The 20,500-nt window shown below is 70.9% G+C and carries 19 protein-coding genes and 1 pseudogene; 6 read left to right on the forward strand and 14 right to left on the reverse strand.

The genetic code is table 11. The annotated features are described in order from the left end of the window. The first annotated feature begins 59 nt into the window (after nt 1–59). Entirely contained in the window at nt 60–452 is a 393-nt protein-coding gene (locus ACFU95_RS16745) for a hypothetical protein (RefSeq protein ID WP_383827793.1), read from the forward strand. Nucleotides 453–473: 21 nt separating this feature from the next. Here ACFU95_RS16745 and ACFU95_RS16750 read toward each other — a convergent pair whose 3' ends face one another. Further along, complete coding sequence (locus ACFU95_RS16750) at nt 474–1,145, reverse strand: O-methyltransferase (RefSeq protein WP_383827795.1); 672 nt, start codon at nt 1,143–1,145, stop codon at nt 474–476. Between the two features lie 121 nt (nt 1,146–1,266). Continuing rightward, nucleotides 1,267–2,457, reverse strand: coding sequence for a DUF2330 domain-containing protein (locus tag ACFU95_RS16755; protein ID WP_383827797.1), 1,191 nt, complete (start codon nt 2,455–2,457; stop codon nt 1,267–1,269). A gap of 251 nt (nt 2,458–2,708) precedes the next feature. Between ACFU95_RS16755 and ACFU95_RS16760 the strand changes: the two genes are divergently transcribed. Then, nucleotides 2,709–4,844 (forward strand): bifunctional glycosyltransferase 87/phosphatase PAP2 family protein, encoded by a 2,136-nt coding sequence (locus ACFU95_RS16760; RefSeq protein ID WP_383827799.1) that lies wholly within the window; start codon nt 2,709–2,711, stop codon nt 4,842–4,844. On the opposite strand, the gene ACFU95_RS16765 is transcribed toward ACFU95_RS16760, so the two are convergent. Further along, nucleotides 4,804–5,367 (reverse strand): hypothetical protein, encoded by a 564-nt coding sequence (locus ACFU95_RS16765; protein WP_383827802.1) that lies wholly within the window; start codon nt 5,365–5,367, stop codon nt 4,804–4,806. The genes ACFU95_RS16760 and ACFU95_RS16765 overlap by 41 nt on opposite strands. A 468-nt stretch (nt 5,368–5,835) precedes the next feature. After that, on the reverse strand, nt 5,836–6,870 hold the full coding sequence (locus ACFU95_RS16770) for a ketopantoate reductase family protein (RefSeq protein WP_383827804.1): 1,035 nt from the start codon (nt 6,868–6,870) through the stop codon (nt 5,836–5,838). Between the two features lie 289 nt (nt 6,871–7,159). Between ACFU95_RS16770 and ACFU95_RS16775 the strand changes: the two genes are divergently transcribed. Continuing rightward, nucleotides 7,160–7,753, forward strand: a complete 594-nt coding sequence (locus tag ACFU95_RS16775) for a TetR/AcrR family transcriptional regulator (RefSeq protein ID WP_383827806.1) — start codon at nt 7,160–7,162, stop codon at nt 7,751–7,753. Between the two features lie 273 nt (nt 7,754–8,026). On the opposite strand, the pseudogene ACFU95_RS16780 reads toward ACFU95_RS16775, so the two are convergent. From ACFU95_RS16780 to ACFU95_RS16790, 3 genes and pseudogenes are all read right to left on the reverse strand, one after another. Then, nucleotides 8,027–8,262 (reverse strand): annotated as a pseudogene (locus ACFU95_RS16780) (hypothetical protein); the annotation flags it as partial. Nucleotides 8,263–8,391: 129 nt separating this feature from the next. Further along, a complete protein-coding gene (locus ACFU95_RS16785) occupies nt 8,392–10,590 on the reverse strand; it encodes a P-loop NTPase fold protein (RefSeq protein WP_383827808.1) in 2,199 nt (732 codons plus the stop codon). Then, complete coding sequence (locus ACFU95_RS16790) at nt 10,584–11,018, reverse strand: ATP-binding protein (RefSeq protein ID WP_383827810.1); 435 nt, start codon at nt 11,016–11,018, stop codon at nt 10,584–10,586. The genes ACFU95_RS16785 and ACFU95_RS16790 overlap by 7 nt, the downstream gene beginning before the upstream one ends. A gap of 91 nt (nt 11,019–11,109) precedes the next feature. Between ACFU95_RS16790 and ACFU95_RS16795 the strand changes: the two genes are divergently transcribed. Both ACFU95_RS16795 and ACFU95_RS16800 read left to right on the forward strand, forming a co-directional pair. Beyond that, on the forward strand, nt 11,110–11,958 hold the full coding sequence (locus tag ACFU95_RS16795; protein WP_383827812.1) for a helix-turn-helix domain-containing protein: 849 nt from the start codon (nt 11,110–11,112) through the stop codon (nt 11,956–11,958). Beyond that, nucleotides 11,918–12,190 carry a DUF397 domain-containing protein gene (locus ACFU95_RS16800; protein ID WP_383827814.1) on the forward strand — a complete coding sequence of 91 codons (273 nt, stop codon included), beginning with the start codon at nt 11,918–11,920 and terminating at the stop codon, nt 12,188–12,190. The genes ACFU95_RS16795 and ACFU95_RS16800 overlap by 41 nt, the downstream gene beginning before the upstream one ends. 10 nt (nt 12,191–12,200) lie before the next feature. Here the strand turns inward: ACFU95_RS16800 and ACFU95_RS16805 are convergent, their stop codons facing one another. Together ACFU95_RS16805 and ACFU95_RS16810 are read right to left on the reverse strand one after the other, a co-directional pair. Then, nucleotides 12,201–12,533, reverse strand: coding sequence for a hypothetical protein (locus ACFU95_RS16805; protein WP_383827816.1), 333 nt, complete (start codon nt 12,531–12,533; stop codon nt 12,201–12,203). 9 nt (nt 12,534–12,542) lie between these two features. Continuing rightward, nucleotides 12,543–13,712: a steroid 3-ketoacyl-CoA thiolase gene (locus ACFU95_RS16810; RefSeq protein WP_383827818.1), complete on the reverse strand. Its 1,170-nt coding sequence runs from the start codon at nt 13,710–13,712 to the stop codon at nt 12,543–12,545. 213 nt (nt 13,713–13,925) lie between these two features. Here ACFU95_RS16810 and ACFU95_RS16815 point away from each other — a divergent pair, with 213 nt between their 5' ends. Continuing rightward, nucleotides 13,926–15,161, forward strand: a complete 1,236-nt coding sequence (locus ACFU95_RS16815) for a cytochrome P450 (RefSeq protein ID WP_383827820.1) — start codon at nt 13,926–13,928, stop codon at nt 15,159–15,161. A 158-nt stretch (nt 15,162–15,319) separates the two neighbouring features. Here ACFU95_RS16815 and ACFU95_RS16820 read toward each other — a convergent pair whose 3' ends face one another. The 5 genes from ACFU95_RS16820 to ACFU95_RS16840 form a co-directional block, all read right to left on the reverse strand. Beyond that, complete coding sequence (locus ACFU95_RS16820) at nt 15,320–15,736, reverse strand: transglycosylase SLT domain-containing protein (RefSeq protein ID WP_383827870.1); 417 nt, start codon at nt 15,734–15,736, stop codon at nt 15,320–15,322. Between the two features lie 343 nt (nt 15,737–16,079). Beyond that, nucleotides 16,080–16,919, reverse strand: a complete 840-nt coding sequence (locus ACFU95_RS16825; protein WP_383827822.1) for an ECF transporter S component — start codon at nt 16,917–16,919, stop codon at nt 16,080–16,082. Next, entirely contained in the window at nt 16,916–18,640 is a 1,725-nt protein-coding gene (locus tag ACFU95_RS16830) for an ABC transporter ATP-binding protein (RefSeq protein WP_383827823.1), read from the reverse strand. Before ACFU95_RS16830 ends, ACFU95_RS16825 begins: the two co-directional genes overlap by 4 nt. Continuing rightward, entirely contained in the window at nt 18,637–19,854 is a 1,218-nt protein-coding gene (locus ACFU95_RS16835; protein WP_383827825.1) for an energy-coupling factor transporter transmembrane component T, read from the reverse strand. The genes ACFU95_RS16830 and ACFU95_RS16835 overlap by 4 nt, the downstream gene beginning before the upstream one ends. After that, complete coding sequence (locus tag ACFU95_RS16840; protein WP_383827872.1) at nt 19,847–20,500, reverse strand: SCO2322 family protein; 654 nt, start codon at nt 20,498–20,500, stop codon at nt 19,847–19,849. The genes ACFU95_RS16835 and ACFU95_RS16840 overlap by 8 nt, the downstream gene beginning before the upstream one ends.

Raw genomic sequence — 20,500 nt, forward strand, 5'->3', positions numbered from 1 at the left:
TCATGCGGCGTCGGTGGCCAAAACGGCTGCCTCACAAGGACGTTTCAGGAGGAGCGCACGTGCTCGAACTCACCATGGCCGCCGTGTCCGCGGCGGACGAGGGTGCCACGGCCGGCATGCTCATGGCCGACGCGCCCAGCGAGCCGGGCGCCGTGCTGCGGGTGGGCCGGGACAAGACGGTGTGCCGGCTCTCGACGCCGGACGACTGGCTGTTCGTGTCGCGGGTCCACCTGGAGTTCCTGTGCGGACCCGACGGCACCTGGCAGGTGACCTGGCTGCGCGGCTCGCAGCCCGACCCGTCCTCCGAGGTGCGGCTGACGGTGGGGGACTTCGCCCAGCCGATCGGCTACGGCGGGACCGTGCCGCTGCCGGGGGGCGGCAGCGGCGAGATCGTCATCCATGACCGCACCGCGCCGCGCAGCGTCAACGTCGGCTTCTACCACGAGGCTTGAGCGGCCCCGGGGGTGTGTGGCTCACGCCAGGACGCGGGCCAGGGCGAAGCCGTCGTAGCCCTTGGTGCCCACCGTCTGGATCGCCGTGCCGCTCAGCCTCGGGTGGCTGCCGATCAGTTCGATCGCGGTACGGGTGCCCTGGACGTCCGGCGCCGTGCTGTCGGCGTCGGCGACCCGGCCGCCGCGCACCACGTTGTCCACGATGATCAGGCTGCCCGTGCTCGTGAGCCGCAGGGCCCACTCGACGTAGTGGGGGTTGTTGGCCTTGTCGGCGTCGATGAAGACCAGGTCGAAGGGGGCCGGGTTCTCGTCGGCCAGCTTGGGCAGCGACTCCAGGGCCGGGCCGACCCGCACCTCGGCGACCTTGTCGAGTCCGGCACGCGCGAGGTTGCGGGTGGCGACCTCGGCGTGCTTGGGGCTGTACTCCAGCGAGATCAGGCGGCCGTCGGCGGGCAGGGCGCGGGCCAGCCAGATGGTGCTGTAGCCGCCGAGCGTGCCGATCTCCAGGATGTTGCGGGCGCCCTGGATCTGGGCGAGGAGCTGGAGGAGCTTGCCCTGGGGCGCGGTGACGCTCACGGGCGGGAGCTCGGCCGCGTCGCTGTCGCGCAGGGTCGCCTGGAGGGTCTCGTCCTCCGGTGAGAGGTGGGCGGAGAAGTAATCGTCGACGTCGTCCCAGAGCTGCGACTCGCTCATCGCCTTACCTTTCGTATAGCTAGTTAGAAGCGCTAACTAGATGTGCTAACGAATATAGTCGCGTGCCCCGTTCCCCGCCGGGGATTTCCGTTTCCCCGTCGGGGTTTCCAGGATCCTGGATTCAGCCGATCGGCGCAGGCGGCGGTGGCTCCGGGCGCCGGGACCGGCGTACGGCGAGCACGGCCGGTGTCGTCATGGCCAGGGCCAGCCCGCCGGTCACCGTCAGCAGCCAGGCGGGGAGGCCGGCCACCGTGCGCAGCCGGTCCTCGTGGATCACCTGCTGGAAGGCGTCGTCGGCCGGTGCCCGGCGCAGCACATGGTCGCCGGAGATCCGCGCGGGGTAGGGGAACTCCTGGCCGATCGCGGTGAGGAACGGTGTGCCGGCCGCCAGCTCGGCCAGGGGGCCGCTCTTCGCCGTCACCCGGCCCGCGTAGGTGACCCGGGGGCGTTCGCCGCCGATCCGCGAGCTCGGTTCCATGCGGTGCGCGGCCAGGACGTACAGGCCCAGCGACTGCGGGGTCTCGGCGAGGCGGGACAGGCGCATCGGGTAGACCGGCTCGTCGGCCCGGAAGGTGAGGTGCAGCGGGTCCAGGGTGCCGGTCAGGGGCTCGCCGGTGCGCTGTGGGGCCAGCTTGACGGCGACGTACTCCCAGCGCTTCTGGACATACGGCCGCAGGGCCCCGTCCAGCCGGGGCGGCAGCGCGAAGCCGTTGCGGTCCAGCCAGCCGTCGAGGGCGTCGGGGTCGGTGGCGGTCAGCCGGGCCACGTCGAAGGGGCCGAGCCGCTGCCGGCCGACCACGTCCACGGGAGGTCCGGCGCCGAACCCGGGCGGGCGTGGCCGGCCCGCGGTGCCGTCGCCGGTCACCAGGGGCCAGTCGCCGTCCTGGGGCCAGAAGTGGGGGCGCTCGCGGTGCACGGGGGCGGTGACCTCGTGCAGCTCGTCGAAGAGGCCGGGGTCGCCGAGCCGGACCGTCGCCCGCCCGGGCACCGGCATGATCCACGCGACCCGCTCGGCGTCCCCGCGTACGGTCAGCCGCATCACGACCTGCTCCCGCACCCCGTCCCACCGCACGACGGACTCCTCCCGCCCCACGGTCACCCGCCCCGCCTCACCGGGCACCATGGCCCCGCAGCCACAGGCCCACGCGGGGTACGCGAACTGGCCGAGCTGGAGGGTGAGCAGGGCGAGGAGGACGGCGAGGACCCGGGAGCGGGCCCCGGTCCCGGCCGGAGTCCCCGCCGGCCCGGCCGCCCCCACCCGCTCCGGAACCCTCCGCCGCAGTAGACCCGCCATCGCGCGCAGCCCCTCCATTCCCGCAAGCCCCTCCCCGTGCCGACGCCAGGGCATCAGACGGTACGGCGGACGGCTCGGTTCCGTTGCGGCGGCCCCACCGGAGGCGCGGGTATCGACCCGCGACTATCGTCAATCGGGGCAAAAGGGGGGAAAGGTGCGGGCGAAATGAGGGTGTCTGCGGCGCTTTGAGAGGGGGTGGGCCGCTTAGGGTTCGTAGGGATTCCTTACGCGTGGGACGTGAAACGACCGGGGCTGGAGGCCGACGGGGCGTGAATGCGGAGCACGGTGGGCGACCGGCGCAGGCACTCGGAGCCACGGCCGTCGGCACGGTCCAGGCACGCCTGCGCCTGACGCGGCTCGGCCTGTGGCTGATCGCCGCGATACTCGCCGTGCGGCAGCTGGCCGTCGTCCTCAGTACCCCGCGCGGGGAACGGCTGACGGACCTGGAGACCTGGGTCGGGCCGGAAGGCGTCCTGCATGTGAAGGGTTCGCTGTACGAGTCGACGCAGTTCACCGGTACGCCCTTCGGCGGACTCGTCCTCAAACCCCTCACCCGCGCAGCCGAACAGGCCCTCGGCTGGGGCTGGAGCTTCGGCACGCTGCTGCTCGTCGTCGCCCTCGGCCTGGTCGCCGCCCGCGCCCTGCCGCAGCCGGTGAGCCGGCGGACCGCCCTGCTCGCCGCACCCGTCGCGATCAGCCTGCTGATGCTGTCGCTGCCGGTGCGCAACACCCTCTACCTCGGCCAGACCAGCATCATGCCGGTGCTGCTCGTCCTGCTCGGCTGCTTCGCCGTGCGCGGCGAACGGGCCGGCGGCGTGCTGATCGGCCTCGCTGCCGCGCTCCAGCCGACCCTGCTGCTGTTCGCCCCGCTGCTGTGGTTCACCGGCCGGCGCCCGGCCGCGCTCACCGCGGGCATCACGTTCGCCGCGAGCACGGTGCTCGCCTGGGCGGCGATGCCGCACGACTCCTACACGTACTGGGTCCACCACATGGCCGGCGTCGGCCTCGGCGGCAGCGCCGACGACCTCGGCAACCAGTCCCTGCACGGCGCCCTGCTCCGGCTGGGGCTGACCGGCCCCCTGGAGATCGCCCTCTTCCTGTTCCTCGGCGCCGCCGTCGCCGTCCTCGCGATGCGCCGCGCCGTGCGCTACGCCCACGACGGACAGCTCCTCCTCGCCGTCGCGATCACCGGCTGCGCCGCCATCGTCGTGTCCCCCACCGCCTGGCAGCACCAGCTGCTGTGGGTGCTGCTCGCGGTCGTCGGGCAGGTCGGCAGGCGGGCGGGCGACCGGTACGTGTGGCCGGTCGCCGTCGTCCTGGTGATGACGCTGCCCGCGAGGATGATGCTGCCGGACCAGGCGGTCTTCCGCCCCCTGCGCGCCGACCTGGTCCTCCTGGCCGCGCTCGCCACGGCCGCCGTCGTCCCGTTCCTGTCGCGCACGTCGCCGTACTGGCGGACACCGCTGCCGACCCGGTACGCCGACCCGGTCCCCTCCCGCTTCCGGCACATCCCGCTGGTGCCGTTCCTGCGCCGGGTGCTCAGTCGCCCGAACCTGCTCTTCGAGCTGCTGCTGATCCGGGTCACCTACGACGTGTACGCGCAGATCCGCCTCGCCGCGGCCGGCGGTTCCAACTCGGCGGGCCGGGCGACCGCCGAGGAGCACGGCGCGCAGGTCCACTCCGTCGAACGCGCCCTGCACATCGACATCGAGTACTGGGCCAACCACACCGTCGTGCGGGTCGACTGGCTCCGGAACTTCTGCGACTTCTACTACGAGTCGTTCCACTTCGGCGTCCCGCTCACGATCCTCGCCGTCCTTTACTGGCGCCGCCCCGTCGACTACCGCTGGGCCCGCACCGCGATCGGCTCCGCGACGGTGTTCGCCCTGATCGGCTTCTGGCTCTACCCGCTCGCCCCGCCCCGCCTGATGCCCGGCCTCGGCTTCATCGACACGGTCCACGGCACCCAGGACTTCTCCCGGCCCGACTACGGCACGCTCACCGAACTCACCAACCAGTACGCGGCGATGCCGTCCCTGCACTTCGGCTGGTCCCTCTGGTGCGGCCTGGTCATCCTCATCCTCGCCCGCAGATGGTGGCTGAAGGCCCTGGGCCTGCTGCACCCCCTCTTCACGCTCACCTCGATCGTCGTCACCGGCAACCACTGGATCCTGGACGCGGCCGGCGGCGCGGCCGTCGTGGCCGCCGGCTTCGGGGTGACGTACCTGTTCCAGGGCCCACGGGCGGCGGCCGAGGCCCCTGGTCAGCAGGAGCTCCCCGGCTCCGGTGCGGGACCGTACTCCGAGCTGAGCCGGTACTCGCCGGGGGCGGCGGTCGTGAGACGGGTGAACTCGCCCTGTGGGCTCAGGCAGCCGCCGCCGTCCACGCGGAGCCATGGTGAGTAGGCGACGCGGATGATGGCGGTGCCCGCCCTCGGCATGTGGACGACGACGTCGGCGCTGGACGTCGACACGACGCTCGCGGGGTCCGACACCAGTGGTACCGCGTCGCGTACCCGGAAGACCCGCCAGTGCGCGTCCTGCCAGACCGGCTCCAGCCACTCGGGCCGGTGATCGCGTACGAGACGTGCCTCGGCCTTGGCGTATCCGTCGGGCTTGCCGAGCGGACGACGTAGCCGACGGCCCAGCGGTCCAGCCACGCCCGGTAGGTGGCGGCCGAGAAGGAGCCGTCGTAGAAGAGGCGGGCCCGCTCCATGTCGAGCTGCCGGTTCCAGCCGCGGGCCATGTTGACGTGCGGGGCGAGCCCGCTGGCCTCGCGGTGGTTGCGGGCCGGGACGACCTCGACGCGGGTGCGGTCGGCGCCGAGCCGGCCGAGGGCGCGGACCACGCCTCTGGTCTCGCCGGCCCAGGCGGGCACCCTCGTGGAGACGTACAGATCGTCGCCCGTCTTCTTGCCGACCCAGGCCACCGAGAAGACCAGCGCGGTGACCAGCAGCCTCCGGCGGACCTTCGCCGGCCGGGGCTGGGCGATCAGGACGGCCGACAGCGCCGCGGGAGCGAACAGTTCGGCGAAGCGCCCGCCACGCGCGCGGGGCGAGGAAGGTGACGGCCGGCCCCAGGAAGAACGGCGGCCAGACGCGGTCCGCGAACATCAACTGCTCGCCCTCGAAGGTGAAGAGGAGAGTCGTCGCGCCGACGGTCATCGCGGGCGGGAGAAGCAGGGCGAGCGCGCCGCGGTAGTCCCGGGTGAGGAGGAACGCGGCCCCCACGACCGCCAGGAACAGCCCGGCCACCGGGCTCGCCATGGTCGCGAGGGCGGCAGAAGCGGGTGCCGGCGGGCAGGGGTTGCAGAGAGGAGGGGCGGCGTTGCCGGGTCGGGGGCAACATTCCGGATTCCACCCGTCACCTTTCAGGCAGGCGGACGGTCAGGCTGATGTCACTGTGCCTGCTCATCGGCATGGTCTGCCTCAAGCCGCTCCAGTAGATCCTCAACTGCTGGCATGGCATGGCCGGTGCGGCGGCCTTCGGCCAGGCAGTCGTGCAGGGTTTCGACGTCCTGGGCGCGGACTTTCCCGCCATGGTGGAAGCGATTGAACGCCTGGTAGTCCAGCGGCAGCATGTCCCGTTCGATGCTCTGGTGTGCCTGGGCGGTCTCGCGCGGGCCCATGGCCTTGGCCATCTGCTGCCCCGTCGCGCCATGGCGCGGGAGAGTCATGATCTCGGACTGGGCGCTGCAGGCCAGATTCCACAGCTCCTCGTCCCGCGTCAGGGTCGCGAAGTCGGGCCAGCCGGCGAGCTCGCCAGCCACATACACCGGCGAGGCAGCGTTGGAGAGGACGTCGTCGACGGCGCGGGGGATCTGCGCACACTGCGATTGGCCGCTGCGTTCGTACAGCGAGGCGAACCGCCCGGCGGCCGCCGCATTGCCCGTCTCGATGCGGAAGCCGATCCGGCTCGCCGGATGCCGGTAGCAAACGCTGGCCTGCGCGAGTGTCGCCGGGTCCGTCGGCGGATGCACGGGCAGGTCGGCCGCGGCCTGGTGGCTCAGCATGCCCAGGAATCCGTGGGTGAGCCGGTCCTCCTCGATGCTCAGGGCCTGGAGGTGGTGCTCGCGGACTCCGAGGCCGAAGCCGCACATGATGACGTGTGCGTCGCTGGCCCGGACCACCTTGCCCAGGCTGCGCAGCAACTCGGTGCCCTCCTGCGTCCGGCTGGTGTGTCCGTCCAGGGTGATGATGACGAACTCGAAGTCCCTTTCCGTCAGTTCTGTCGCGTCATCTGCGACGTGGTAGTTGCCGAAGGTCTTCAGTTCGGTGTCGTCGTAGCAGTACAGCTGCTGCGCGGAGCCGAGCGCCGCCTTGCGGCCCGGCCGTACCAGGAAGGTGATGTCGGCTCCCGCCAGCCCGAGGTGGTAGCCGACGGGCAGCCCCGTGGCTCCAGCGCCGACGATGAGGATGGATGAGGTGGTCATGCGAATGCCTCCGGTTTGAACAGTTGGTTGGTCTGGGTGATGCGGGGGTGCCCGGCGGGGCGGGGCGTGTTGACGCTGGTGATGCCAAGCGCGGAGTAGTCAGCCATCTCCGGGGTGAAGCGCGGTCCGTGCTGTCGCACTGCTGGCGCGCAGCGTCCAGCCGGTGTGCACGTGTGTGACCCATGAGCGCTTCTCGGACACGACGATCCATTGATGAAACATTGTGTCAGAGTAGACGTAGGCACTCAGGACTGCAATCTTGAGTCTTTTCTGCAGTAGCATCAGAGGCGTGACCCCAGCCGTGACCCGCACCAGCACCCGAGACATCGCCCGCAGTGCCGTACGGGCCGAGCTGGCCCAGGTGGCCTTCGACCTGGTGCGCCGCGAGGGGTACGAGAACGTCACCGTGAACGACCTCGCCACCGCCGCCGGCGTCTCGCGCAGCACATTCCTGCGCTACATCGGCAACAAGGAGGAGGCCGTTCTCAGCGCCTTCGACGCGCACGGCGAGCAAGTCGCCGAGGCGCTGCGCGCCCGCCCGGCCACCGAGGACGACTGGACCGCGCTGCGGCGTGCACTGGACACCCTGATGGAGCGCTACCGGCAGGACCCACAGAGCGCGCTCGAAATCACGCGGCTGGTCCAGGACACCCCTGCCCTGTGCGCGCGCCACCTGGAGAAACAGAAGGGATGGCGGCCGACTCTCGCGAAGGCCCTCGCCGAGCGCACCGGCAAGTCCGAGCCGACGACGCTGGCCCACGCCGCACGCGCCTCCGCAGCACTGGAATGCCTCAACGTGGCCCTTGACCACTGGACCGCCTCCGACGGCCAGCTGGATCTGCCCGGCCTCGTGGACGAAGCGTTCACCGCTCTGGCCTTCTGACGCTCAGAACTCCTCACCCCACATCCCCGACCTCCGCGAAACGCGCGCCGGCGTGGTCAGCAGCTCGAAGTCGCGGAGCAGTGCCCCATGCCGCTCCGGCCGAGGAAGGGCCGGGCCTGGGAAGTCGAGCGCGTCCCTCCTCGGACCGGAGTAGGAGCGTCTGTCTGCCCGACCGCCAGTGTCAGCTGGTTTCGGCGCGATTGCGACGCTGTTCTTCTCCTCTCGTTCGGTCAGCACCTGGAACAGCAGCTCAGCGCCGTGCCGACTTCTCACACGGGTGATCAGGAGGGCCGCGAGCCAGGAGCCCACGACACCGGAGACGACGGTGACCGCCCGCACGCCGAGCCCGCCATCAGGTACGGGGAGATCAGGCTGTAGTTGGCGGTGTGCGTGCCGCCGTACCAGAACAGGTTGTAGGCCGAGTCCCCGTGCCGTGCCGTGAAGCCGGCCCAGGCGTACTGGGCGGCCAGGTCGCCGCCGCCGGTGGCGAGGAAGGCCCACCAGACCGCGTCGGGTTCCGGGCAGGGGGCATCGGCTCGGTGGGTCTGGCGCGAGTGAGCTGCTCGGCTTGGGCCACGTGATCGAAGACGTGGAACCGAGGTGAAGCGTTCACTGGCGGGCGGAGAGCCCGGGCAACCTCAGGCAGGAGGGACGGGAGGTACGGCAGGCAGGCGCGGCAATGACCAAGCTGTCCGGACCCGTTGGAGTGTGGACCGGGCCAGCTTGTCGGCCGTGCCGATCTCGCGCTGGGCCCTGGCGAGGGCGGAGAAGGAGCCGGAGAAGGCGGGATCCGAGGCCGTGAGGGTCAGCTCGCGGGTGAGGTCGGTGGTGAAGATCCTCAGCACCGTGTCCAGGTGATAGGCGCGGTTGGCCAGCGTCGCGCCCATGCGGGCGAGGTCGCCGGTCGCCCCGGCCTGCTGTTGGATCACGCCGCCCAGTTCGCCGAGTCCGCCGTGTTCGGCGATCACGTCCTTGCGGAAGAGCTGCGCCAGCTCGGCCGACCCCTCGGCGCCCCCGGCCGAGTGGGCGACACGGTCCAGTTCGCGGTCCACCAGCATGGCGGCGAGGTCGGAGAGCGGACGGGGCTGCTCCGGCGACACGTACGCGATCGCCGCGCGTGCCGTCCGCAGCAGATCGCGCGGCATGCCGCCCGACAGGCAGTAGAAGAGTGCGGTGAACGGCACGGGCAGGCCCACCACCCGGCGGCCCAGCAACCGCTCGGCCTCCCGCTGATCGAGCGGCTCGACCCGGACGACCTCGTCGATCGCGCTGTCGAAGGCGTCCCGTCGGCCGATCGGCGCCAACTCCGCGTCCCGCAGGGCCTCGTCGGAGACCGACAGCACGAACAGGCAGTTCGGTACGTCGAACACCGCCTTGAGTTCGTTCAGGAAGGTGCGGGCGGTCGCGGCCGGCTCGATCCGGTCGAGTTCGTCGATACCGATCACCAGGCGTCGGCCCGGGCTCTCCTGGCGGAGCCGCAGCGCGGTCTTGCCGAGAAAACCCTTCAGGCTGTCCACGATCTCGGGGTACGTCTGCGGTTGCTGGGCGTGCGCGGTCGCCCGCTTCGCCGCCAGGTTCAGGCTCCGCCACCCGGCGCTGAGGCCCGTTTCGTCGGAGTGGGTCTGCAGATAGCGGATCGAGCGCTTGTGCCGCTCGGCTTCCGGCGCGGTGCCGAGACCTTCCTTGATGACGCGCTCGCACAGCTTGTAGAACAGATGGAGCATGAACTCCCGCCGGTCGAAGAGCACCGGCACCGACTCCACCAGGCTCAACTGCGTCGAGGGAGCCCCCTCCTCGCCCTCGCAGAACACGCTCAGCAGCTGTGTCTTGCCCACGCCGCGCGGCCCCGACAGCGCGACGCTGCCGTTCTCCATCCCCGCACTAATCAGGGTCAGTTGACGATGGGCTCTGGTCGGTACGTGCTCCAGGCCGGGGCGCAGCTGCCGAAGGCCCGGCGCCTCGCTGATCGTGAGCACGGTCGAGAGCAGACCCTCGGCGCGTTCGCTGATCTGCTCCCGTGCGAAGCCCAGCAGGGCCTGTCGCACGGCCTCCTCCCACTCGGCGGCGGCCTCCTGTTGGGCCTCCAACTGCTGCCCTGGTCCGACTTCGAGTACGGCGAGCCAGCGGTCGAAGGTGTGGGGGTACTCGGACCGGTCCGGAGCGAGTCTCGCGACCACCACTACGGGAAGGGCGAACAGCGCCCCTGCGGCCAGCGTGATCCAGATCGCCCAGTCGTACCCGCCGTCGCTTCCCAGTCGCCTGTCGTGCTGGAGCTGCCAGGCGACCTCCGCCGGATACCCGCCCAGGCCGACCCCGATCGCCACCGCCATGAAGCAGTACGTGACCGCCGTGCAGACGGCCAGCTGACGGTCCTCCGCCGCTGGTACGCCCGCACGGGCATCGGGCGACAGAGCGTAGTAGGCGCCCCAGCTCACGATGGCCACCCCGCCCGTGAGGACGACCATGCCCACGAGAAACTCGAAGCCCTTGCCCGCGGCGGACGTGAGCGGCACGGAAACGGCATCGACCGGAGCTTCCTTCAGTGCCTCGTTCCAGGCATACGCCACGACCACCGCGAGCAGCGCCAGCAGGATCAGCGCGCCGGCCGCCAACAGCAGCAGAAGGAGCCCGCCCTCGACGCGCGTTCTGGACGCGGCCTGTTCGTAGGCGGCCTCCTCGTTCCTGGTCTGCCTCAGTATCTCGACCCGCCGCTCCTGTGCGGCGACGCGCAGCTGCTCCACACTGACGCCGCCGCTCCTGTCCAGGCTCGCCGTGATCTCGGGATCGTCCAGCACCCGCGACAGCACTGTCGCGAACAGCTCATCTCGCTTCAACACGCGGGGTTTTTTCCACCCCAGCACTCGAACCACACCGACTTTCCGCCATCGTGTCGACGGTCCACACCCCACTTGTCGGACACCGCGTCGAGCAGCAGCAGGCCCCGGCCTCCCTCGTCCTCCGGCATCGACTCCCCGCAGAACACGGGGAGTTGACCGAAGCCGTCGGCCACCTCGACCCGCACCCCGCGCGTCTGCCGCAGGATCAGCACCTCACAGCGCCGGTCCGGAACATGCCGTACGACGTTGGCGACCAGCTCCGTCACGCCCAGCTCCACCGCGTCGGTCAGTTCGCGCATGCCCCACTCGTCGAGCAGCGAGCGCGCGATGGCGCGGATGTGCCGGGCCGAGTGTTCGCCGACGGTGAGGCGCAGGCGGTACTGGTGGCGGAAGGGAGCCGTGTAGGTGGGGGGAATGTATCGATTCACGATACGAGCCTGACCTCGCACGACTACGTTGGGCTACGGCTGGAATACAACGGGTCCCGAAGTGGGCCGAGTTGCGTGAGAGGGGTTCTGCGTGACCCACATCAACACCCTTGACCCGGGCGCCTCGCCGCTCGACTACTACGGCTTCGAGCTACGCCGCCACCGGGAGGCCGCCGGCCTGACGCAGAAGCAGCTCGGGGACATCGTGTACTGCACGGGGTCGCTGGTCGGCCAGATCGAAACCGCCCGGAAGTTGCCTACGTTGCCGTTCAGTGAGCGGGTGGATATCGCGCTGGGGACGGGTGGGGCGCTGTCGCGGCTGCATGAGTTGGTTATGCGCAGTCAGCTTCCGGCCTGGTTTCAGCAGGTGGCGGAGCTGCAAGCGCGAGCCGTCGAAATTTGCTCGTTCGAGATCCAGATGGTGCCCGGCCTGCTCCAGACGAGGGACTACGCCAGTTCTGTACTCGGTGTCCTCGACAAGACCGACCTTGACGACCGCACCGCTGTACGGCTCGCCCGTCAGCGCATCCTCGAAAAGGAGGTATCCCCGGTCTTCTGGGTGATTCTCAGTGAGGCCGCGCTGGGCCAGGAGATTGGCAGCCGGGAGACCATGCGGGACCAACTCGCCCACTTGCTGTCATTCGAGAACAATCCCCGGATCAACATCCAGGTGCTGCCGTTCTCAGCTGGGGCGCACGCGGGGCTACAAGGCTCGTTCGACGTCTATCGCTTCGCGAGCGATCCGACCATCGTTTACACAGAGGGCTATGGCAGCGGGCATCCGACCGCGAACCCGGACACGGTCAAGGACTGCTCGCTCCGATACGATCATCTCCAGGCCGCCGCCCTCTCCCTCAAGGAATCGGCGGAGTTGATCCGGCGTTTGATGGAGGAGCGTTATGGAGAGCACCGAGATGCTGACGGGGATCCAGTGGCGTAAGTCCAGCTACAGCGGCGACCAGGGCGGCAACTGCGTCGAATGCGCGCCGCTCGGTCCCCTGGCCTGGCGCAAGTCCTCGCACAGCAGCGACCAGGGCGGCCAGTGCGTCGAGATCGCCGAAACCCCCCACACCACCCTCGCCGTCCGCGACTCCAAGACCCCGGCGGGCCCGATCCTCACCCTCGACCCCGCCACGTTCACCACCTTCGTCAACTGGACGGCGCACAACTAGCGCGGAGCGCTCACGCGGCGGCCCAGGGGACCCGGCAGACGTGCGGCCCGGTCCCTTCAGGACACAGTGCCCTGATCACGGCCTTGCGGATCGTTCGCCACGTCCGCAGGGAGCAGGCCAACCGGACGCGCAGTTCGACCGCTTCCCGGGCGCCGCTGCTCTGGCCGGGGTTTTCCCACCCCCACTGTTCCGCGAGATGGTCGTACGCGTCAGCGGAGTGTTCGACCGTCTCGCCGACGATCCGGGCCTCGCGTGCGCCCACGACCTCGTCCACGAGTCCCTTGACCCAGGCGAGCCCTTGCTCGTCCGCGTATAAGCCAAACCTCAGGGTGCGTGTTCTCATGCGGTGAGGCTACAGGCGCTGAATGATCGTCCCGGTGGCCAGTCCACCCCCCGCGCACATCGTGACCAGCGCGAACTCCTTGTCGGCGCGCTCCAGTTCATGCAGCGCGGTCGTGATCAGCCGGGCCCCGGTGGCTCCCACCGGGTGCCCGAGCGCGATCCCGCCGCCGTTCACGTTCACCTTCTCCAGGTCCTGTTCGAAGACCTGCGCCCAGCTCAGCACCACGGACGCGAAAGCCTCGTTGATCTCCACGAGGTCGATGTCCTTCAGTGACATCCCGGCCTTCCCCAGCACCGCCTTGGTCGCGTCGATCGGGCCGTCGAGGTGGAAGTGGGGGTCGGATCCCACCAGGGCCTGGGCCACGATCCGTGCCCTCGGTCGTAGCTTCAGCGCGCGGGCCATCCGTTTCGACGCCCACATGATGGCCGCCGCGCCGTCGCTGATCTGGGACGAGTTGCCCGCCGTATGAACGGCCGTCGGCATGACCGGCTTCAGCCGCGCCAGCGCCTCCATCGACGTGTCGCGCAGGCCCTCGTCCTTGTCGACCAGGCGCCACATGCCCTGCCCGGCGCGCTGCTCGTCCTCCGTGGTCGGGACCTGGACGGCGAACGTCTCCCGCTTGAAGCGCTCCTCCGCCCAGGCGGCAGCCGCCCGTTCCTGCGAGAGCAGCCCCAGTGAGTCGACGTTCTCGCGTGTGAGCCCCCGATGGCGGGCGATGCGCTCAGCCGCCTCGAACTGATTCGGCAGATCCACATTCCACTCATCGGGGAACGGCTTCCCGGGCCCGTGCTTGGACCCCGACCCCAGCGGCACCCGGGACATCGCCTCGACGCCGCAGCTGATCCCGACGTCGATGACGCCCGCCGCGATCATGTTGGCCGTCATGTGCGACGCCTGCTGCGAGGAGCCGCACTGACAGTCGACCGTCGTGGCCGCCGTCTCGTACGGCAGGCCCATCGTCAGCCAGGCCGTGCGCGCGGGGTTCATGGACTGTTCGCCGGCGTGGGTCACCGTGCCGCCGACGATCTGCTCGACGCAGTCGGCGGGGATACCGGTGCGGCCCAGGAGTTCGCGGTAGGTCTCGCCCAGGAGGTAGGCGGGGTGGAGGTTGGCGAGCGCGCCGCCGCGCTTGCCGATCGGGGTGCGTACGGCTTCGACGATCACGGGTTCGGCAGCCATGGGTGCGGGTCCTCTCCGAGGGCTCTGCGGAGTCAGGGCGGGGCTGGGCAGAACTGGTACGCGTTCTAGTTCTGCGTTTCAGTGTGCTGACGGAAGGTCAGTGGCTGCAAGGGGTGTGCAGGCAACTGGGACGTTCATGGCTATTGCCAGTTGTAGAACCCGTTACTACCGTCACGACGACCCACTTTGCTGATGGACCGTCAGGAGCTGTCCATGACCTGTCCAGCGCTGCCCGACGGGTTCGACTTCACCGACCCCGATCTGCTGCACCACCGCGTACCCCTCCCGGAGTTCGCCGAGCTGCGCCGGGCCGAACCGGTCCGCTGGATCCCGCAGTCGGGCAACGTGGCCGGCTTCCAGGACGACGGCTACTGGGCGGTGACCCGGCACGCGGACGTCAAGTACGTGTCGACACACCCGGAGTTGTTCTCGTCCGCCCTCAACACCGCGATCATCCGGTTCAACGAGCGCATCGAGCGCGACGCCATCGACGCCCAACGGCTGATCCTGTTGAACATGGATCCCCCCGAGCACACCCGGGTCCGCCAGATCGTCCAGCGCGTCTTCACCCCGCGCGCCATCCGGGCCCTGGAGGAGCGCCTGCGCACGCGCGCGCTGACGATCGCCGCGAACGCCCGTGACCGCTCCGGCCCGTTCGACTTCGTCGCCGAGGTCGCCTGCGAACTGCCCCTCCAGGCCATCGCCGAGCTCATCGGCATCCCGCAGGACGACCGGGCCAAGATCTTCGACTGGTCCAACAAGATGATCGCGTACGACGATCCCGAGTACGCCATCACCGAGGAGGTCGGGCAGGAGTCGGCCACCGAGGTCATCTCGTACGCGATGAACATGGCCGCCGACCGGAAGGCGTGCCCGGCGAAGGACATCGTCAGCACGCTGGTGGCGGCCGAGGACGAGGGCAACCTGCGCTCGGACGAGTTCGGGTTCTTCGTGCTGATGCTGGCGGTCGCGGGCAACGAGACCACCCGCAACGCCATCACCCACGGCATGCACGCCTTCCTCACCCACCGCGACCAGTGGGAGCTGTACAAGCGGGAGCGTCCGGCGACGGCCGCCGAGGAGATCGTCCGCTGGGCGACCCCCGTCGTCTCCTTCCAGCGCACGGCCACCCAGGACACGGAGTTGGGCGGAAAGCGCATAAAGAAGGGTGAGCGGGTAGGCATCTTCTATGCCTCGGCGAATCACGACCCCGAGGTCTTCGAGAATCCCGGCACCTTCGACATCACCCGCGACCCCAACCCCCACCTCGGCTTCGGCGGCGGCGGCCCCCACTACTGCCTGGGCAAGTCCCTCGCGGTCCTGGAGATCGACCTCATCTTCAACGCCGTGGCCGACGCCATGCCCGACCTGCGGCTGGTCGGGGACCCCCGTCGACTGCGCTCCGCGTGGATCAACGGTGTGAAGGAACTGCAGGTCAGCTCCGGCTGACCTGTCCCGAGGGAGGCAGGAGCACCCCTATCCCTACGCCCCGTTCCTGCCTCCCCCGAGACACCTGGTCGAAGCCGGACATGGCGAAGGCGGCGGCCCCGGGGATCGAGGGGCCGCCGCCTTCAGCTCAGCGGGATCCGGCAGGTTGGGCCGTCGGCTCAGTACCAGCCGTTCGACTGCCAGAAGTTCCAGGCGCCGCACGGGCTGCCGTAGCGGTCCTTCATGTAGTCCACGCCCCACTCGATCTGGGTGGCCGGGTTGGTCTTCCAGTCCGAGCCGGCCGAGGCCATCTTGTTGCCCGGCAGGGCCTGGACGAGGCCGTAGGCGCCGCTGGAGGAGTTGGTGGCGTTGACGTTCCAGTCGCTCTCGTGGTCCACGATCTTGGAGAAGCACTGGTACTGGGCCGAGTCCGAGATCATCTTCTGCGCGATCTGCTGCGCCGAGCCGCCCTCGGTCGTCGCGGCCTGGGCGGGCGCGGCGGCGAACAGCGTGCCGGCGGTGGCCGCGGCCAAGGCGACGCCGGTGAGGGCCTTCTTCGGAGCGGAGACGCGACGGAAGGAGGAAACGACGGACACGGTCACGAGGAGCCTTTCTTCGGGGACATCGGGTCGCGGGGCACGCCGGAGCCACGCGGTGCGAGGCGGGGGGCGTACGTCGGCGCCGCGGCCCTGAGGGCACGTCGGCGCCGTGCGACGTCATCCACAGAACCAGGCCGGGAAGGCGTCCGCAATGAGTGCATTTGCTAGTTGTGGTCGTATGCGGGGTGATGGTCGTTTGTGTGACCTGGCTCTCAATGTGCAGGTCAGGGGCAGTTATGGCGTGGACATGGCGTCCTATTTGTCCGACTAGGGTGGGTAGTAGGTGATGTGGGTCATGTGGGGTGCTTCACCGGGGGCGTGACGGTGTGCGGGCGGCCCTTCACCCAGGGGAAGCGTCGAACGTGACCGGGCTCTCGAACGCCGCGCGGCGGGTAGCCCGGCGCAGCGCGCGGAGGATCACCGGGCCGAGGGTGAGGGTCAGGACGACGGTGACGAGCGCCCGGCCGAGGTCCCAGCCGAGGGAGGTGGCCAGGCAGTACGCGACGAAGCGGGCGAGGTTCGCGGGGACGGCCGCCCCGGGTTCGAAGGCGACGTTCGAGGCCAGCGCACTCATGAAGGGCCAGCCCGCGAGGTTCATGATCGTGCCGTAGACGAAGGCCGCGAGGAAGCCGTAGACGGCGAGGATCAGCAGTTCCGCCCGCCCCCGCAGGCGGTCCTGGCCCGGCAGCAGGCCCGCACCCATCGTGAACCAGCCCATCGCCAGCATCTGGAACGGCATCCACGGACCCACCCCGCCCGTCAGCAGGGATGACGCGAACATCGTCACCCCGCCGATAACGAAGCCGAAACCGGGGCCCAGCACCCGTCCGCTGAGCACCATCAGGAAGAACATCGGCTCGATCCCGGCCGTCCCCGCGCCGATCGGCCGCAGAGCGGCACCCGTCGCCGCCAGCACGCCGAGCATGGCGACCGCCTTCGGGCCGAGTCCCGACTCGGAGATCGTGGCGGCGACGACCGCGACAAGGAGGACGAGCAGGACCGAGAAGAGCCAGGGGGCGTCCTGTGCGTGCGCGCTGAGCCGGGAGGCGGGCGGCGCGAGGAACGGCCAGCCGAAGGCCGCGACGCCGACCGCGCTGACCAGGGCGAGCGCGGCGACGGAGCGGGGTCCCAGCCGGACGGCTCGCGCCTGGGGAGTGGCGGGGGCCGAGCGGCCGGTCATGCCAGGGCCTCTCTCACCTCGGCGACCGTGAGCCACTTCTGCGGGGCCAGGATCTTGGACACCTGCGGGGCGAAGGACGGGGACGCGACGACGACCTCCGGGGTCGGGCCGTCGGCGATCACCTCACCGTCGGCCAGCAGGACGACCCGGTGCGCGATCTCGGCGGCGAGCTCCACGTCGTGCGTGGCCAGGACGATGGCGTGCCCGCGGGCGGCCAGGCCGCGCAGGAGCGTGACGAGGCGGGCCTTCGCCGCGTAGTCCAGGCCGCGGGTCGGTTCGTCGAGGAGCAGGAGAGGCGGGTCGGCGGTCAGGATCACGGCCAGGGCGAGGGTGAGGCGCTGGCCCTCGGAGAGATCGCGGGGGTGGGTGTCGTCGGTGATCCCGGGTCCCGGGAGGAGGGCGGAGACGAGGGCGCGGCAGGTGCCGGGTTCCGCGCCGGCGTCGGCGTCGGCGGCGGTGCACTCCGCTTCGACCGTGTCGGCGTAGAGGAGGTCGCGGGGTTCCTGGGGGACCAGGCCCACGCGGCGGACGAGGTCCTTGGGGGCGGTTCGGTGCGGGGTGGCTCCGCCGACCCGGGCCGAACCGGCGGTTGGTTCCACCAGGCCGACGAGGGTGTTGAGGAGCGTGGACTTTCCGGCGCCGTTGCGGCCCATGAGGGCGATGGTCTCGCCGGGGGTGACGGTGAGGTCTACGTGGCGTAGGGCGTGGATGTGGGCGCGGGTTACGGAGAGGGCCTGTACTTCGGCGATGTGGGGGGTGGATGGGGTGGTTGCGGTGCGTTTGCGTTGGAACCGGCGGTGGGGGGTGGCGCCCAGTAGCTCGGGGGGTGCGGTTTCGTCGCGACTGCGGGTCCGATGTGGTTGATCGCGCGGTTCCCCGCGCCCCTTGGGGGCGTCGATCTCCCGTTCCTCCAGCTGTTGCCGTAGGTCTGCCGACTTGCGGCGGGCGTCTCGGATTGTCAGGGGCAGTGGGGTCCAGTCCGCCAGGCGGCCCAGGGCCACCACCGGGGGGTAGACCGGGGAGACCGCCATCACCTCCGCCGGGGTGCCCAGGACCGGGGCCGCGCCGGGGGCCGGGAGCAGGACGACCTGGTCGGCGTACTGGATGACGCGTTCCAGGCGGTGTTCGGCCATGAGGACCGTTGTGCCGAGGTCGTGGACCAGGCGTTGGAGGACCGCGAGGACCTCTTCCGCGGCTGCCGGGTCCAGGGCGGAGGTGGGCTCGTCCAGGACGAGGACCCTGGGGTGCGGGGTGAGGACCGAGCCGATCGCGACGCGCTGCTGCTGCCCGCCGGAGAGGGTGGCGATGGGGCGGTCGCGGAGGTCGGTGAGGCCCAGGAGGTCCAGGGTCTCCTCCACCCGGCGGCGCATTACGTCGGGGGCCAGGCCCAGCGACTCCATGCCGTAGGCGAGTTCGTCCTCGACCGTGTCCGTGACGAAGTGGGAGAGCGGGTCCTGGCCCACCGTGCCCACCACGTCGGCCAGTTCGCGGGGTTTGTGCGTGCGGGTGTCGCGGCCGGCCACCGTGACACGGCCGCGCAGGGTGCCGCCGGTGAAGTGCGGGACGAGGCCGCTGACAGCGCCGAGGACGGTGGACTTGCCGACGCCGGACGGGCCGACCAGAAGGACCAGCTCGCCTTCGGGCACCTCGAAGTCGATGCCCTGGACGGTGGGCCGCGGGGCGCCGTCATAGGTCACCGACACGTCCTCGAAGCGGATCACGACGGCTCCTTGGGGATGATGAACGCGGGGAGGAGACCCAGGAGTACGGCCGCCGCGGGCCACAGGGGGAGGGTCGGGGCGGTCAGGGGGACCACACCGGGGTGCAGCGCCTCGGGGTCCCGGGAGGCGGCCACGGTGAGCAGTGCGGCGACCGCGAGGCCGGAGGCGGTGACCAGCCAGGCCCGGATGCCCCAGGGGTCGGGGCGGTAGCGGGTACGCGGGGTGCGGCGGCCCCCGAGCCACAGCCCCGCCAGCGCGGCGGTCAGGCCGACGAGGAGGACGGGGAGGCCGTAGGCGGCACCCTGGGCGGTGAGCAGGCCGTACGTTCCGGCGCAGACACCCAGGAGGCCGCCGAGAGTGAGGGCGGTGGTGGTACGGCGGACGGGGGCGGGGACCTGGGCGGTACGGCCGTAGCCGCGGGCGTCCATCGCGGCGGCCAGGGCGACCGAGCGCTCCAGCGCGCCCTCCAGGACCGGGAGCCCGACGTGCAGCAGGCCGCGGATGCCGTGGTCGGGGCGGCCGCGCAGCCGGCGGGCGGCGCGCAGGCGCTGGGCGTCGGCGATGAGGTGGGGTGCGAACGTGAGGGCGACGACCACCGCCACGCCCATCTCGTACAGGGCGCCGGGGAGGGACTTCAGCAGGCGGGCGGGGTTGGCGAGGGCGTTCGCCGCGCCCACGCAGATGAGGAGCGTGGCCAGTTTCAGGCCGTCGTACAGGGCGAAGACCAGCGCTTCGGCGGTGACCGTGCCGCCCAGCCGGATGCCCTGGGCCCAGCCGGGGAGGGGGACCTCGGGGAGGGCGACGACGACGTGCGTGCCGGGGATGGGGGAGCCGAGGGCCACGGCGAAGAAGAGACGGATCAGCAGCACGGCGAGGGCGAGCTTCACGAAGGCCGCGTAGGAGCGGGCCCAGGGGGCGTTCGAGCGGCAGGTCGCCACCACGTAGGCCGAGGTCGCGATGAGCAGGGCGAGCAGGAGCGGGTTGGTGGTGCGGGTGGCCGCGACACCGAGGGAGAGCGACCAGAGCCACCAGGCGCCGGGGTGGAGCCGGGTGCGGGGGCGGCTTGTCCCGCGAGACAACGCCGGTTCGGCAGCGCCCTCAAGGGGCGCGGGGCTGTGTCGACATGCGGCTCCGCCGCGGGGCGCGACCAGCCACGACGGCGCCGCGGCCGCCGAACGACCTCTCGCCGCACCCCCCGCGGAGCGCTTACGCATTCCCGCGCCGCCGTGTCTGCCAGACCGCCGCCGCACCCAGAACCGCCACTACGGCGATCCCGGCCACCAGTCCCAGTGACGGACCGTCGTCCGAGGTCTCCTTCGGCGGTTCGGGAGCCGCCGAGTCCCGGCCCGCCGATTCCCCACCCCCGGCCACCTGCTCCCCGCACCCCTTCGCCGGATACCCCGAGATCGCGCACAACAGCGCGTTCGTGTCGTACCGGAGCGGCTTGGCCACGGCGGCCAGGGCCTCAGCCGTGGTCGCGTCCGGGGCCACCCGTGCGCACGCGGCGCGGCGAGCCGGGGGCGTCTCGCCCGACGAGGCGTCCGCCGCCGTACCGAAGTCGATGACCAGGGCCACCCTCTTCGCGCCGTCCCGCGCGGGAGTCCGCGCGCAGATCACGGCGAACTCGGCGGCGCCCCTCGGCCGGGCGGCGTCCTCGGAGTCCTCGCTCACCGCGAAGCGGAAGCCCTGGACGTCGCCGTCGGAGGGGCGGGCGAGGGAGGGGCCCTGGGTCGCGTACGTCCACCGGCCGCCGTCGCGGTCCCAGAAGGACCAGTAGCGGTAGCCGGTCGCCTGCGCCTGGGCCGCGCCGGTCAGGACGGCCAGCACGGCCAGGACGAGGGCGAGAGCGCGGCGGATCAC

This window comes from Streptomyces sp. NPDC057623 (assembly GCF_042800355.1).
Classification (GTDB): Bacteria; Actinomycetota; Actinomycetes; order Streptomycetales; family Streptomycetaceae; genus Streptomyces.

Bases quoted from the DNA above. Each gene is read 5' to 3' on its own strand.
- ACFU95_RS16750 (WP_383827795.1), bottom strand. From the start codon at position 1,145: ATGAGCGAGTCGCAGCTCTGGGACGACGTCGACGATTACTTCTCCGCC.
- ACFU95_RS16755 (WP_383827797.1), bottom strand. From the start codon at position 2,457: ATGGAGGGGCTGCGCGCGATGGCGGGTCTACTGCGGCGGAGGGTTCCG.
- ACFU95_RS16770 (WP_383827804.1), bottom strand. From the start codon at position 6,870: ATGACCACCTCATCCATCCTCATCGTCGGCGCTGGAGCCACGGGGCTG.
- ACFU95_RS16800 (WP_383827814.1), top strand. From the start codon at position 11,918: ATGGAGAGCACCGAGATGCTGACGGGGATCCAGTGGCGTAAGTCCAGC.
- ACFU95_RS16805 (WP_383827816.1), bottom strand. From the start codon at position 12,533: ATGAGAACACGCACCCTGAGGTTTGGCTTATACGCGGACGAGCAAGGG.
- ACFU95_RS16810 (WP_383827818.1), bottom strand. From the start codon at position 13,712: ATGGCTGCCGAACCCGTGATCGTCGAAGCCGTACGCACCCCGATCGGC.
- ACFU95_RS16815 (WP_383827820.1), top strand. From the start codon at position 13,926: ATGACCTGTCCAGCGCTGCCCGACGGGTTCGACTTCACCGACCCCGAT.
- ACFU95_RS16825 (WP_383827822.1), bottom strand. From the start codon at position 16,919: ATGACCGGCCGCTCGGCCCCCGCCACTCCCCAGGCGCGAGCCGTCCGG.
- ACFU95_RS16835 (WP_383827825.1), bottom strand. From the start codon at position 19,854: ATGCGTAAGCGCTCCGCGGGGGGTGCGGCGAGAGGTCGTTCGGCGGCC.